At 56.5% G+C, this 14,513-nt stretch carries 14 protein-coding genes; 5 read left to right on the forward strand and 9 right to left on the reverse strand.

The annotated features are described in order from the left end of the window. Window positions 1-752: 752 nt before the first annotated feature. The gene (locus IDH45_RS33240; RefSeq protein ID WP_190932461.1) at window positions 753-1,646 is read right to left on the reverse strand and encodes a phosphotransferase; all 894 of its coding nucleotides are present in this window, start codon (window positions 1,644-1,646) and stop codon (window positions 753-755) included. Between the two features lie 410 nt (window positions 1,647-2,056). Then, window positions 2,057-3,256, reverse strand: coding sequence for a Gfo/Idh/MocA family protein (locus IDH45_RS33245; RefSeq protein WP_190932462.1), 1,200 nt, complete (start codon window positions 3,254-3,256; stop codon window positions 2,057-2,059). Window positions 3,257-3,499: 243 nt separating this feature from the next. Between IDH45_RS33245 and IDH45_RS33250 the strand changes: the two genes are divergently transcribed. Then, the gene (locus IDH45_RS33250) at window positions 3,500-4,393 is read left to right on the forward strand and encodes an AraC family transcriptional regulator (protein ID WP_190932463.1); all 894 of its coding nucleotides are present in this window, start codon (window positions 3,500-3,502) and stop codon (window positions 4,391-4,393) included. Window positions 4,394-4,441: 48 nt separating this feature from the next. On the opposite strand, the gene IDH45_RS33255 is transcribed toward IDH45_RS33250, so the two are convergent. The 3 genes from IDH45_RS33255 to IDH45_RS33265 all read right to left on the reverse strand — a co-directional run bounded on the left by IDH45_RS33255 (window position 4,442) and on the right by IDH45_RS33265 (window position 5,283). After that, on the reverse strand, window positions 4,442-4,594 hold the full coding sequence (locus IDH45_RS33255; RefSeq protein ID WP_190932464.1) for a sporulation histidine kinase inhibitor Sda: 153 nt from the start codon (window positions 4,592-4,594) through the stop codon (window positions 4,442-4,444). A gap of 257 nt (window positions 4,595-4,851) precedes the next feature. Next, a complete protein-coding gene (locus IDH45_RS33260) occupies window positions 4,852-5,055 on the reverse strand; it encodes a hypothetical protein (RefSeq protein ID WP_190932465.1) in 204 nt (67 codons plus the stop codon). A gap of 33 nt (window positions 5,056-5,088) precedes the next feature. Next, entirely contained in the window at window positions 5,089-5,283 is a 195-nt protein-coding gene (locus IDH45_RS33265) for a hypothetical protein (RefSeq protein WP_190932466.1), read from the reverse strand. 134 nt (window positions 5,284-5,417) lie between these two features. Here IDH45_RS33265 and IDH45_RS33270 point away from each other — a divergent pair, with 134 nt between their 5' ends. The 4 genes from IDH45_RS33270 (at window position 5,418) to IDH45_RS33285 (ending at window position 9,298) form a co-directional block, all read left to right on the forward strand. Next, window positions 5,418-6,365, forward strand: coding sequence for an alpha/beta hydrolase (locus tag IDH45_RS33270; RefSeq protein WP_223837249.1), 948 nt, complete (start codon window positions 5,418-5,420; stop codon window positions 6,363-6,365). A gap of 156 nt (window positions 6,366-6,521) precedes the next feature. Continuing rightward, window positions 6,522-8,675, forward strand: coding sequence for a YhgE/Pip domain-containing protein (locus IDH45_RS33275; RefSeq protein WP_190932467.1), 2,154 nt, complete (start codon window positions 6,522-6,524; stop codon window positions 8,673-8,675). A 69-nt stretch (window positions 8,676-8,744) separates the two neighbouring features. Continuing rightward, complete coding sequence (locus IDH45_RS33280; protein ID WP_190932473.1) at window positions 8,745-8,933, forward strand: hypothetical protein; 189 nt, start codon at window positions 8,745-8,747, stop codon at window positions 8,931-8,933. Window positions 8,934-8,989: 56 nt separating this feature from the next. Continuing rightward, complete coding sequence (locus IDH45_RS33285) at window positions 8,990-9,298, forward strand: hypothetical protein (RefSeq protein WP_190932468.1); 309 nt, start codon at window positions 8,990-8,992, stop codon at window positions 9,296-9,298. Between the two features lie 110 nt (window positions 9,299-9,408). On the opposite strand, the gene IDH45_RS33290 is transcribed toward IDH45_RS33285, so the two are convergent. The 4 genes from IDH45_RS33290 to IDH45_RS33305 all read right to left on the reverse strand — a co-directional run bounded on the left by IDH45_RS33290 (window position 9,409) and on the right by IDH45_RS33305 (window position 13,903). After that, window positions 9,409-11,316 carry an LTA synthase family protein gene (locus IDH45_RS33290; RefSeq protein ID WP_317891330.1) on the reverse strand — a complete coding sequence of 636 codons (1,908 nt, stop codon included), beginning with the start codon at window positions 11,314-11,316 and terminating at the stop codon, window positions 9,409-9,411. 123 nt (window positions 11,317-11,439) lie between these two features. Beyond that, entirely contained in the window at window positions 11,440-11,895 is a 456-nt protein-coding gene (locus IDH45_RS33295) for a hypothetical protein (RefSeq protein WP_190932469.1), read from the reverse strand. A 212-nt stretch (window positions 11,896-12,107) separates the two neighbouring features. Then, entirely contained in the window at window positions 12,108-13,469 is a 1,362-nt protein-coding gene (locus IDH45_RS33300) for a uracil/xanthine transporter (RefSeq protein ID WP_190932470.1), read from the reverse strand. Window positions 13,470-13,732: 263 nt separating this feature from the next. Beyond that, a complete protein-coding gene (locus IDH45_RS33305; RefSeq protein ID WP_190932471.1) occupies window positions 13,733-13,903 on the reverse strand; it encodes a hypothetical protein in 171 nt (56 codons plus the stop codon). Between the last annotated feature and the right edge of the window lie 610 nt (window positions 13,904-14,513).

A 14,513-nucleotide genomic window follows, 5' to 3' on the forward strand; every position in this document is an offset into this window, starting at 1 on the left:
CCGGACCCGCCAGAGGCTCCAGGTCAAGTCGCGGCTCGGCAGTTGCTAGACTCTGGTTTCAAAGGTTACACTTTTTACTTGACAGTCTCCAAAATATGGTGAAAATAAGAGTCCCTATCATATTCTATTTCGCAAAATTAGCTGTTTCCGGGCAAAATAAGAGTTCCAAAGAGCTCTTATCAAATCTTAGTTAGTCCAGTATAGCCCCAATCTGACCCAATCCAACTCCAATCAAACCTAACTCTGCCCACTCAAGCCCAATCCATCCCCAATCTAGTCCAGTTTCAGCATAATCAAGACCACCTACTCTCAATAAATCCCAGTTTGGCCCAACCAATCCCAGCTCCCGCCTTATCAAACCTAGCTCAGTCTAATCAAGCCCAGTCCAACCTAATCTAGTCAGATCAGCCCCAATCTAGTCCAGATCAGCCCCCTGTCCTACAGCCCGAATCAAATCCAGTTGGTCTAGTCCCGCACTCATTCAGGTCCAGCCATGCATAGTCCATCTAGCCCGCCCAGCCAATCCAGTCCCAATCCAGTCCGGCACTGCCCGTCCATGCCCCCTCTAGCTCAGCCGTTGCATGCAATAGAAAGCTAGCTTGCTCAGTCCCCCCTCTCCCGCCACGTCACGCCGGACTGGCGGCTCCCGGGGCACGCCCCGTCTCCGGCTCCAACAAAAAAGCCTGCAGGAAGCCCGGTCAAGGCGCTTCTTGCAGACTTCCTTACAATCCCCCGACACCGGCGACCCTGGCCTAACCCTGGCCGGATATCGACGCCAGCAGCTCCTCCTTATGCTCCAAAGCATACTGGAGCAGCTTCCACATCGGCAGGACGCCCTCGTCGCCGTAACAGGGCATATACATCAGCTGCATAAAGACTGCTCCATCGAAGACGATTTCCTTTTCCCGGCCGCTTAGCGTCATCTGCGACAAATACCCGGCATAAAACGCCTTGGCGTTCGCTGAATCGAAGCGGATCGAGCCGTCCTCCTGAAAACGGACGAACTGGCAGATCAGCGGGTATCCTGCATCGATCAGCGGAGAGCCCGAGCCGGCATCGTCAAAATCAAGAAAAACAATACGTCCGTCATCCGCCCTCATCGCATTGTGAGGCCCGATGTCGGTATGGATGAACGATTGCCGGTACGCTTCGAAATCGGGCAAATCGTCCACGATCCGATCGTATTCCCGCTTGAACGGATAATCGTGAAACCTGTCGTACATGCCGGCAATCCGCTCCTTGACGTTCAAGCCCGACTCGTGCGTATAGTCGGCGATCGTATGCAGCAGCGCCGAAGCTTGGCCCAGATCGTATTCGTCTTCCGGGGTTTCCCGAAGCGGCTCCCCTTCGACGAACTCCATCAAGTACAGGAAGGTGTCGTCGTGCCGGACATACAGCTCGGCCCCCATCGTCGTGCAGATCGAGGGCGACAGCTTCAGTCCGCGCCCTTGCATATGCAATAAAGCATGCGTATACTGCCGGATGCTTGCCTCCGGGAGCGACGGAGCGAACTGCTTCAGCGCAAACTTCCCTTCACAGCATTCCACGATGTAGATCGAACGGCTCCCTTTGGATTCGATTTTACCGGCAATCCGAACGTCCCGAAGTCCCCATTGGTCCTGAAGTGTAAGCTTTACCGCTTCCATCCCTTCTCCTCCTTCTCTGGCCGTATCCAAATTGCTCTAGCTGCCGCAAACGTATCATATTCTTCTTCGTCGGATAACGTCCTTCTTCCTTCATAGGAGAAGCCCGCTTTTTCCAGCACTTTGACCGATTGCCGGTTAAACGGCTTCACAATTGCCGAGATTTCTTGAAGTGATATATGATTCGCAGCGATTCCATTACGATCCCGTTTCCGACTATCATCGCACATCCCCCTGCCCCTCATTGTACCCGATGCGCCCCCTGCCTGGCCCGGAATAAACGGTATTACCTATTTTCCCCGCTCCCATAGCGGGCAGCCGCAACTCCATCACTTCTCCGGAACGCACAGAAGCGCCTTGCCGACCGGCAAAGGCGCTGCAACTTACACCTCTCACACGTATCTCCCGCTCACCTACCGGACGGCACCGGCTTTGCGCAGCGCCTGGTTGAAGGGAATGACGACCGGCATGCCGCTCTCGGCCGATTCGGCCGCCGCAATGGCGATCGCTGCGCTGTCCCGCGCGCCCCATATGCCGGGCATCGCCGGGTCTCCTTTTTTCACCAGATCGACGAACGTCTGCACGATGGCGCTGTCGCCACCGCCATGGCCGCCGGAACGGCGCTCGGGGTAATACGTCTGGACTTCCTTCGAATGTCGCTTCATCACCGTTATTTTAAAATCCTGCTCGTTGTTGTAGAACCCGGTAATCTTGCCCTTGGTCCCCGTGAACATGAACTCCCTCGTATACTCGGGGGTAAAGTGACATTCCATATAAGAGATTCTGGCCCCGTTGTCGTAATCGATCAGCACCAGTCCGTTGTCATGCGTATCGATCTCCTCCGCGTATACACACAAGTCGTCCTTCAGCTTCACCCCGCCGTAATCCATCTCCAGCCCTTTGCGGTTATCGACGTAATAAGCGCACGTAGCCGTCTCGTCACAGCTCCGGCACCGTTTGTCGCTCGCGGCGCCGCCCCCGAACACGTCCAGCCCGCTGGAGCAGTACACCTTCACGGGCGAGGCGTCGATCAGCCAGTTGGTCAGATCGAGGGAATGCGTCCCTTTTTCGAGGATAAGGCTTTTCACATAGTCCTTGCGCCTTCTCGGCCCGTGGTAATAGTAGGTCCCGCCGACGGATACGTTGTCGATGACCGTGCCGATCTTGATCTCGCCGATTTCCCCCGATGCGATGATCCGCTTCATATCTTCCATCAGCGAGCAGTAACGAAGCTCCAGGCCGACCATAAAGACGCGTCCCGAGGCATATCCGGCCTCCGCCATCCGGTCGCAATCTTCGATCGACTGCGCCATCGGCTTCTCGAGATAGACGTGCTTGCCCGCCCGAAGCGCGGCGAGCGTATGCTCGGCATGGACGTGGTCGTTGCTGCAGATGATGACGGCATCCAGACCCGGCAGTTGCAAAAACCGCTCCAGCGAAGTCGTCGCCGGAATGTCGCCCAGCTTCTCCCGGGCGAAGCCGAGACTGTCCTCACTAATATCGCATAATCCGACGATCTCGCAATCCGGGTGGTTGCCGAAATAGCTGCCGCCGAAATAAACCCCGCGTTTCCCCGTTCCCAAAATGCCTACCCCGATTTTATCGCTTGTCATTATATTCGCCGCTGTGATGCGGCTTCCCTCCCTTGCCTTGTACAGGTCTGCCTACGGCCGGCACCGCGGCTCCCCTATCGGAGCTCCTGCCTGCGCCCGCGCTATTATCGTACTAAGGATCAGCCCGGACGTTCTATATAAGCTGATGCTGTTTATTGATGCTATCGTGCTTTGTTGCCGCTTCGGCGGCCACTCATGGTATACTGTATAGTAATCGATAACTGAAAGGAAGGAATGATCCGGATGATTTCCATGGAGCTGAAGCACGATCCTTCTGTCGGGAAGCGATTTCCGTTTAAAATGAGCAACGTACGGACTCCCAAAGGCCGCTATCTCGTCTCGCCCCATTGGCACGAGCATCTCGAATTTATCCGGATTGTACGTGGTCGGGTTCTGGTTACGCTGGACAATCAATCGTTTTACGCCAACGCCAGTGACATTATTTATGTTAACAGCAGGCAGATTCATTCGGTTCAAATAACCGGGGAAGGCGAGAAGCCGTGGATTCAGGGGATGATTTTCGACCGGATGTTCGTGACGAACCTGCTGGAAGGCTTTGAGACGAGACAAATATACAATCTGTTCGCCCGCACCAGCCGTGAGCAGAGCTTCATCGGCCGCTCGCATCCGTTGTCGCGGGAGCTTGAGGACTGTATCCGGACAGCCGACACGGAATATTCGGAGCGGGACATCGGCTATGAGATGGCCATCAAGTCGTGCATTTACCGGATGATCACGGCTATGCTCCGCCATTACAAGCGACAGTTGCAGCAGCCGGTCGAGGCGGATCTGAACGTGCTCCGTCCTGTGCTCGAATATATCGAAGAGCGATTCGCCGAGCGGCTCTCGGTTGCAGAGCTTAGCCGGATTGCGAACATGAGCGTTTCCCACTTCAGCCGGACGTTCAAGCAGATGACCGGCGTCACGTTTACCGACTATTTGACGGCTACAAGAATCAATATTGCCAAGCACCTGCTCGTGACCGGTCAATGGACGATAACGGAAATCGCCGAAAAAACCGGGTTTTGCAACATCCACTACTTCGGCAAAGTGTTTAAGGAATCGACCGGTGCAAGTCCGCTGCAATTCAAAAATGAGAAAATCCGCAAAGGCAGATCCGGGGAAAACGGACCGTAAAACGGCTCGCTCCATCGCCGTCCCCGCTGGGAGAACAAACAAAAAAGCTCAGTTCGCCTGAGCTTCTTGACCATAAAAATGAATGTTTAGTTTGCGTCTTTTAATTTCTGCGAGTAACAGCGATAAGAAATCCCGGTCGAGCTTCAGTTCAGTCGCCTTCAAGTAACAGTCGATCAGCGCTTCGTTGCTTAACGTTTTCATTCACATCACCTTAACTCATTCCTTATTTGCCTATATCGTATCATGGCATATCTTGTTGAACAACCGCCCCCTTGTCCACACGTTTTTGTGGATATCTTGTGGGCACATTGTTGACAACTGTCTAAAGCTGTCTAGGGGTCGAGTCGAATAATGTGAATAAAGTTATACACAGCTCGGCAAGGCCGTCCCCCTATAAAAACATTTTATAGAATTATTTAGTAGATAGATTTACGTGATAGATTTGCACGTCCTTCGCCTTACGGCCTGGCCGTTTTCGGACGGTTGCAGCCAAAAACAAAAGCCTCCAACTCCGCTGAAGTCAGCAGGTTGAAGGCTTTTGGCGCGAATTCTTTCATTCCTATTCTGCAAGTCCGGTTGACGCCCAAGGCACGTTGCTTCTCATACTCGGTAACGATGCTTTCAGAAGCAGAACACGAAGCACTTTCCGCCGCCTCCATCATCCATCCGCCGGTTCCCGGAGCCGGTTACGGCCGTCACGTATCCGGCCGGCCCGGATCGGCGACTTCCCAGACGATGCTCAGCTTGCGGTCGGCCCAGGTGCGCACTACCGCTTCCGCGGCCGCCTCCACTTCTTCCTGGGTCAGCTCCTCGAGCCTGATATCCTCGATCTCGACTTCATCTTCCTTTACCAGCTCGCCGCTTACCGACAAATGGATCTTGATTTTCACCCTGGTTCCCCCTCTGCAGAGCATCCGCCTGCCGCTGCCATTTACATCATTATACCTTTTTCATCCAAAAAAAGACACATTCGGGTTTTCCGATCCGCCTACTTTCCGGTACAATAGAAAACGGAGGGGGATGAATGATGGATACAGACGCGCTCGAACCGTTTCTCGCAGAACAGCGGAGCAGCCGCAACAAGCTTTACTCGCTGCTCGGCAGGCTGCCGGCCCGGGGCCGCCCGATCAGCTCAGAGACCGTCCACACCGAAGACCGGGGATCGTACAAGCTGGAGAAGCTCAGACTGGACCTGAACGGAATCGAATCGGTCCCCGCCTACCTGCTGCTTCCGAAGCAGCCGCGGCACGGGCGGGAGAAATCGCCGCTTATTGTGTACCACCATTCGCACGGCGGATTTTACCAGGTCGGCAAGGAGGAGCTGCTCGCTCCTGCGCCTTACATGCAGCAGCCCGGCTATGGGGAAGCGCTGACGGAGCGGGGGTATGCCGTGCTAGCGATCGACTCCTGGGTATTCGGGGAACGCAGCGGACGTTCCGAATCGACGGTGTTCAAGGAAATGCTCTGGCAAGGCCGCTCGATGCTCGGCATGATGCTGTACGACGCCATCCGCGCCGTTGATTATGCGGTGACCCGTCCGGAGATCGACGCTTCCCGGATCGGGACGTGCGGCATGTCGATGGGCAGTACGATGGCTTGGTGGCTCGGTGCGCTCGACACCCGTATCAAGGCGGTTGCCGACATTTGCTGCCTGACCGACTTTCATGCACTGATGGAAGATCGCGGTCTGGACCGGCACGGCTTATTTTATTACGTGCCCGACCTGCTTACCCATTTTACCGCTTCGCAAATTAACGGACTCATCGCGCCCAGACATCATCTCAGTCTGGCAGGCAATCTCGACCAGCTTACCCCGGCCGCCGGACTCGACCGGATCGACAAGGAGATGCGGACCGTATACGGCTCGATCGGCTCCGCGGACGCCTGGAAGCTGCTCCGTTACGACGTCGGCCACCAGGAGACGCCGGAGATGCGGCAGGAAGTGCTCGACTTTTTTGAACGGGTCTTATGAGCCCCGGAATCATCAGCTATCCAAACAGCTGCGTTTTCGCCACAAGCGGATCGCGGCTTTTTCTTTGTGACGGCGTTTAACGTCCGCAGATCCGGTATGTCTTCCGCCGGGATCACCCATACTATAGCGGAACATATTGGAAGGGCGTGAGAGGACATGCTGCCTATTCTCCGAATTTATACGGCCGATCTTAGCCGCATCGCCCGCAATTGGGCGGCAGCTGTCATCGTGCTCGGACTCGTCTGTCTTCCTTCGCTGTACGCCTGGTTCAACATCGAGGCGTCATGGGACCCGTATGGACAAACGGGAGGACTCGTCGTAGCGGTCACCAATCTCGATCAGGGAGCGGCCATCAGCGGCAAGCCGGTCCGCATCGGCGACGAGATCGTCGAATCGCTAAAGAATAACCCGGCCATCGGGTGGGTGTTCGTTAACGAGGGCAAAGCCATGCGTGGTGTGCAGCACGGGGATTATTATGCCAGCATCGTCATCCCGGACGATTTCTCCGCGAAGATCGGCACGATCGTAACAGACAATCCGCAGAAGGCCGAGCTTGTCTATACCGTCAACGAGAAGGTTAATGCCGTTTCTCCGAAAATAACGGGCAAAGGGGCAAGCGGCATTATCCAGCAGGTCAACCACCAGTTTATTAAAACGGCGAACGGGACGATCTTCCGGATCATGAACGAAATCGGGATCGAGCTGGAGAGCAGCAGACCGACGATCGAGACGGTCCGCGACACGTTGTTCAAGCTGGAGGCAATGATTCCGGAGAACGAGAAAGCGGCGGCCGCGATGACCCGGGACGTCCGCAAGGCGGAAGAGATCGCCGCCGGCGTGCAAAGCCGCCTCCCCGTCATCGCACAGCTGGCGCAGGACGGCGCGCTGCTCGCAGACCGGCTGAGCGCCGTGCTGGAGCGGGGCTCGGAAGCGATTCAGGCGGCCGGTCCGGATGTAGGCAACGATCTGCAGCTGCTCAAGACGACGGCCGACTCGGCCAAGCTGCTCGTGCAGTCGTTCCGGGACGGTACGGCATCCGCCGCCCTTCCCGAGCTCGGGCTTGAGCGTCTGTCCCGCCGGCTGTCGGCGGCTGCCGATACGACCGAGGTGCTGCTGTCGCTGTTCAACCGGCTGAACGGCTTCCTCGCTGGCAATCCGCTGAGCGGCGCCGCCGACAAGCTCGGCCAAGCGCAGGAGGCGTTCCGGCGAATGCAGCGCACCACCGATTCGCTGCGCGATGCGATCGCCTCCGGCACCAAATCGTACGACGCGCTGCTCAGCGAACTGGAGCAAGGGGCCGGCCAGGCGTCCGAAGCGCTGGACTCGCTGCTGGGCCGTTACGAGACGGAGCTGATTCCACAGATCGTGCAAGGACTGACCCGGACGAGGGAATCGGCCCAGACGGCGCTGGACGTGCTGAAGCAAGCGAATGCGGCTTTGCCCGAAGTGTCCCGGCTCGTCAGCGACGCCGCAAGCGTACTGGCCGCCAGCGGCAATGCGCTCCAGACGGTCAGCGACAGCCTCCCGGCAGCCGCCGCCAAAATTCACGGGTTGGCGGACCGGATACGGGCGCTGGAGCGGGAAGGGAATCTGAACGATCTGATCGGTCTGCTCCGGAAGGATGCGGACAAAACAAGCGAGTTTTTCGCCGAGCCAGCCGTGCTGCATGAAAACCGGCTGTTCCCGATTCCGAACTACGGCTCGGCGATGTCCCCGTTTTTCACCACCTTGTCGCTGTGGGTCGGGGCCCTGCTGCTCGTATCGCTGCTGTCGGTCGACGCGGGGAGCGAATCCGGCGTGCCGCAGGAAGGCTATGTCGTTTATTTCGGACGGTTCCTGACCTTCTGGACGCTGGCGGTGCTGCAGTCGCTGCTCGTCACGATCGGAGACTTGGTTTTCCTCGGAACGTATGCGGCGAATCCGGTATGGTTCGTCTTGTTCGGCGCTGTGACCAGCTCGGTATTCATGCTGATCGTCTACACGCTCGTCTCGGTGTTCGGCAATGTCGGCAAGGCGATGGCGATCGTCCTGCTCGTCCTGCAGCTGGCCGGCTCCGGCGGCACGTTTCCCGTACAGGTGACCCCGGCCTTTTTCCAGGCGATCCATCCGTTCCTTCCGTTCACGTATGCGATCAGCCTGATGCGGGAAGCGGTCGGCGGCCTGCTGTGGGACATCGCCATCCGGGATTTGTGCCTGCTCGGCGTTTATGCCGCCTTGTTCCTGATCATCGGAATTACGCTGAAGGACTGGATTAACCGCGTGAGCGCGGGGGTTGTCCGCAAAGCGAAAGAAAGCCGTCTGATCCACTAGGACACCTGTGCCAGGCAGGAAATTTGCCTCCCGGCGGAGAACAATCAAGGCAGGAGGTGTTTCCGAGTGATGATCGAGAAATATCCGCTCTTGGAGGAGCCGGGGAAATCGATGTTTGTATTTGCCGCCGGAGGCAAATTTTACGGTCATATCATCAAGGACCGTACCGATAAAGGTCCTGCCAAGTTTTTGTTCGAGACGGCCCGTTACGGCAGCGTGGAGGAGCTCAAAGCAGAGTATCCGCCGGCGGAAGGCTGACTGCCTTTTCCGCTTGAATACCGCATTTTTACGCAACAGGTAAGGGTGAATCCGGCATGGCATTCGGAATTACGAGGGAGCAGCTTAACGAGTGGAAGGAAACCGTATTGAGGGGCGAGATCGCGTATCTGACCCATTATTGGCTCGATCCGCGCTTCCCGGGCGTGCGTACGGTGACGAAGGTAGGGTGCTCCGATCTGGCGCGTTTAACCGAGTGGTGCGTCTCTTACAGCCTGAACCCCCGCTATATTCATAACCGGCCGCCGTTCCCCCACTTCGATCTGATGGGGAGCAAGCAGGTCGAGATTTTGCGGAGCGAACGGTTATGGAGCCATCTCGAACGATTTAAGCTGCTGGAGGAGTAAAGCTTCGCATCTGCTCACTTGCGCAAAAACGAATGCAGACCCTTCGGCGGAAGCTGACGCTTTCCGTCCAAAGGGTCTGTTTGTGCTTCGTCGATGATCCGGCCGAGCCGCTAATTCGCGCCTTCCCGCCTCGGCAGCAGCTTCATATACTCGTCGGACATCTGCATTAACGCCAGCGCGTAATAATAATCTTTCTTGTAGGGAGTCAGGTCGGCTACCGGCTCCAGCGTATCCAGATCGACGGCCGAACCGTCTGCGAAGCCTTCTCCCGGGATAAACAGGATGTCGTCGTTGACAAACGATCCCGTCGGCAGGAAGTAACGAATCCCGAACACGTTGCGCTCGATATTCAGCAGATCTTGTCCGAAATGAACGTACCCCCGCTCCTGGAGCGGAATGCCGAGCAGGTTCGCCACCGTCGGCATCATATCCAGCTGCCCCCCGGCTTGTCCGATCGACTCTCCTTCCGTCTGTCCGGGCACGCGGACGATAAACGGAACGTTAAACCGGGTGACATACGGGTGATACGGGATGCCGAGTTGGCTCGACACTTCGTCCGGATCGTTGTACTGCGGCTTGAGACCCGAATGATCGCCGTACAGGACGAGCATCGTGCTGTCCCACAGTCCCGCTTCCTTCAATCCGTTGATAAGCGTTCCGAGCGCATAGTCCGCATAATGGACCGACTGCAAATAAGCGCCGACCTGCGTATCCTGATAGGTTTCCAACGATAGCGGCAGTTGGTTTCTGTCCTCCGGTACGACAAACGGATGATGGTTGGAGGCGGTTATAAACTGGGCGTAAAACGGAACGCCGCGTTCGTTCACCTCGGCCAGCTGCCGGATTCCGGTGCGGAACAACTCCTCGTCGGATGCCCCGAACGCATTGAACGGATCGCCGGTAAAAAACGGCTTGTCGAAGTAACGGTCAAATCCGAGCGCCGGGTACAGCTTGTCGCGGTCCCAGAAACGGACATCGTTGACGTGAAACGTGACGGACTCGTACCCTTCCTGCTTCAACAGCTTCGGGAAGCTCGGCAGCTCGCGGTTGCCGAAGCCGGTCGACATCGGAATCGTGCCGGCCGGGTATAGCGACGTATTGAATATAAACTCGGCGTCGGACGTGTTTCCTTGACCGATCTGCTGATAGACGTTTGTAAAATGATAGCTTTCCCGGACGAGCTCGTTCAGTACGGGCGTCAGCGGCCGGCCGCCGATTTCGTAGCCGATTGTGAAGTTTTGCATCGATTCCATCTGAACGACGATTAGGTTTTTACCTTTTTGCGAACCGAACAGCTTCGGCTGTACCCCTTCGGCAGCATCGGCCCCGCGATACGGGAATTTCGATTGCACCGCCTCGATTACGCCGGCCGCCTGTCCGATATCGGCAAATTGGGTCGTCCGGCTGTTCTCCCAGCTGTCCCAGGCAAAGGCGCTCTGGTAGTTGAAAAATCCGAGCTGCTCCGCCCGGATCATCTCGTTGCGGACTTTCCCTTCGGCGCGGATCGACAGCGCCGATATCGCTACCGCGACGACGACAACGGCCGTCATCGAAGCTTTTCGAAGCGATAACCCGCTCCATACGTCGAGCCGGCGGCGTCTGAAGATCAGCCAGGCGATCGCCGCAAGCAGCATGTCCGCAAAAAAGATGAAGTTTTCCGGGTGCATCGACTTCTTGACGCTGCTCGATACTTGCATAATCTGCTTCAAGCCGTATAACGAAGTATAAGTCACGATTGATCCGAAATGGGTGTAATACAGCGTCGCCGACAGCAGGATCAGCGATACGACGATGTTGAGCGACCAGAAGGCGGCTTTTTTGCCTCGAAGCGGCATGAACAGCTCCACCAGTCCGGCCAGCACGACAACCGAGGCCATATCCAGCGCGGCGCCGCTCCAGTCGATTTTCTCATATATAAACAACCGAAGTGCAATCAGCTTCATCCAAAGCAGCAGCGACATGCGGAAAAACGTACTTCTCCACCATACCGGCGCCGCTCCGCCGATCCTCATCTCCATCCCTCCCGCTCCTGTACCTGAAAAGCATCCCTATCATTATAGCGGCCCAATATTAATTTTACGTTAATAGATAGGAGGAAATTACACAGAAGACGGGCCGGGAGGAAGTGGCAAGAAGGGAGCTCAGCGGTCTCTGTACCCGGGGTGCGAGTAGTCGGGATGCCTCAGCTTGGCGAGCAGGCCCGTCCGCTCGATATGGTCACGGGTCCTCGGCGTGCCCAGCTCATACAAATAAGAATAAACCCGGAGCAGTTGCTCGTTGTAGTCCTTCGTCGCTTCGTCCCGGTCGGCCGACTTGTACGGAATCGGCGTCCGGACGAACGTGCTGAAATCGTCGGCCCGCTGCGTCTCCATCAGCTGGCTCAGCCGCCCAGCCTCCTGCTCCGTCGCCTCGATCGTGAACTCGTATTCGGAATGTATAGGCTCTGTGCCCGGGTCGATTCGCACGACGCTTAAGTTCGAGACGGAGACGAGGTACGTGTCTTTCTCCGGTCCCGCGGTCCGCTCCATATGCTCCATATCCGGAGCATCGTTCCTATTCGTCAGGCGGCTGCGGTTCGCTTGGCTTGTCCAATTCATGCGCTTCAGCTCCTCTTCGGCGGAATTAGTTATGAATACCCGGCCGGCCGCTCCGTTAAACACCAAAAAAACGCGCTATTGTCCGAAGACAACGTACGAGATCAGAGCTTAAACGTTCGCTGCGTCCTCTCCCGGCACCGGCGATTCACTCGGCCGTTCCAAGGCACACAGTCAGCTCTGACTTTGTACTAGCGCGTTTCCCATATTCCATCCTACCGTTTATCGGTCACCTTCGGCCGGATCGGGGAGCCGTCCCCACTGCTGCCGTCACGGCCGCTTCTGACGAAACCATTTTCCGCGATAACCGCCACCAGCACGCCCATCAACAGTCCGTTGCCGACCATCGGCCGGATAAAAGGCGGCAAGTTCAAAAAAGCTTCCGCAGGAATGTTCATTAAAGATACGCCGAGCACAACAGGCCCGGCCAGACGCAGCACCATCCCGTTCGTAAGCGGCAGTCCCGCCGCCACCCGCAGTGCGGAGCCGAACAACGGCCAGTAAGCGACGAACAGGACGGCTTGCGCCACACTGAGCGGCATCGCCGACAGATGGGTGCCGAGCGGCGGCACGAGTCCGATGACGATAAACATCGCCGATCCCGCAAGGAACGGCGCCCGTTTCAGCAGTCCGGTCGTCTGCAAAAAGCCCAGCGTCGAGGTGAACGGCGCGTACGGGACCAAGCCAAACGCTCCGCCCAGAACGGTAAAACCTCCTGTCAGCATAAACGAGCGGCGGAATTGACCCGAAGCCGCCTTCTGCGCGTACAGCTCGTCGGCCCCCCGGATCGCAGCCAGATTGTTAGAGGCGTTCAGCAGCCCCGTCAGCAACGCCGTCAAGAATATCCCCCACGACAGATGCGGCGTCCCCCACGGAAACAAGGACAACAGCGAGGAAGCCGCTTCGCCCGTCCCAGCGGAACTGCCGCCGCCCCCCGCCTCCGTCACCGGCGAGGCCAGCCACAGCGAATAACCGATCCAGCCAGCCGCTATGCCGATCAGTACCGCATAATTGCGGATCGGCCCTTTCCCCGCCTGCACTACGATCACGAGCACGGCTACGAGCAGCGACAAGAGCATCACTTGCACCGATACCGGATGACCGGGCGTGTAATCCAGCATGCCCTTGAAGAACAGCAGCGTCAGCTGCAATGCGAGCAGAAATAAATAAACGCACGTGACGACCGGCCCGAACAGACGGGCCAGAATATGGCTGAACCCGGTAGCGCCGATCAGAAACGTCACAACCCCGGAAGTGAGGATGCCGAGCGACAACGCTCCGCCTACCTCGGGAAGAGACATGCCGAGCGATGGGGCGGAAGCCGCCATGCCGAGCAGCATCCCCCACCACATCCCCGAATGGCCTTCCAGCAAAGGATAGCGGTGACCGAACAAAGCCTGCAGGGCGCTTGCCGCCCCGGTCAAGATGAACGCGCGCTGCAGCGCGGCGGCCACCTCCGCATCGGACAGCTCGAAGGCAACGCCAATAGATAAAGGAACGACTACCGTATTGGCAAACATAAAGAAGAGCCACTGAAGCCCGCCCAGCAGCGTTTGAACAGAAGTGGAGCGATTCATGATGATTTCCTTTCCCTGGCGCTGACTCGTTGCCGCTGTCCTGTTAGCGCGGTGCCGAGCGCTCCCCGTCTTCTTGCCGGTAGTCCGCTTGACCGGAGTCGTCGCCTCTGGTTCCGGCACAGGCAATTGAGACAATTCCCGAATTCGATCCCGTTATATGTAAATGTACAACTATTGTTGATTGATTCGATGATTGAATTAGGGACAAGTCCCATCCTAGCATCCCTTTTGCTTTCGGGTCAACACCCTGTGTCCGCAATTTCCTATTGCTCCCGGCCGGCCAGCCGGGTTTCCTTCGTTATGACCGTTTCCTCTTTTCTTTGTTGCCTTCGATCACGGTGATAATGCTTTTTGCAAAATCCTTTGGAGTAATGCCGTTCCCCACATCCCTCCAACTGACATGTCCGGATGATCGGCGATCTGCGTCTGCCCATTATGTACCCTCCTGAAAGCTGGCTGTTCCTCATGATCGCTTCAGAGCGTATAAGGTTTTGCTGCCCTATTGTAGATTAACCAACAGTGTAGGACAGGTTCCTATACAAAATCTGAACAAATAGACCTAGCGCGCATGATATTTTCGGAGGATTGACTTCTATTTCCTTTCGTGCTATGATGAATAAATTGTGTGTGTTATCGCATTGCTATACCTCCAAACTACTCCACGCCATTACAAATTCCATAACCCTTAGAGTTTGATTCGATGTAGGTACCTGATTCACACTGGCACGATCAAGGAATCGTAAGGATGGAAGAGAGGTAGGGCTTCCATTGTTTTAGGTCATTCCGATTTGTTCGAGAATGGCGTCATTGGTTTGCAGGAACGTAGCCTTTTTTTGTCGAAAAAATACGCAGTAACCCTCTAATTGTCGTATCGATCGCTAACACACATCCATACAACGCCCCGGCTTTGGCCGGCGGCGTTTTTTTGAACGTTACAAAATGTATTTATAATTATAACTCACATTCCGCACCCCTACGACTCTGAAAATGGCGAATTTTGGTGTATGCTAGAGTCATAGAATCGAGAGTCGGGTCGGGAGCGGA

It is taken from the genome of Paenibacillus oceani, assembly GCF_014705615.1.
In the GTDB taxonomy this organism is placed as follows: domain Bacteria; phylum Bacillota; class Bacilli; order Paenibacillales; family NBRC-103111; genus Paenibacillus_AB; species Paenibacillus_AB oceani.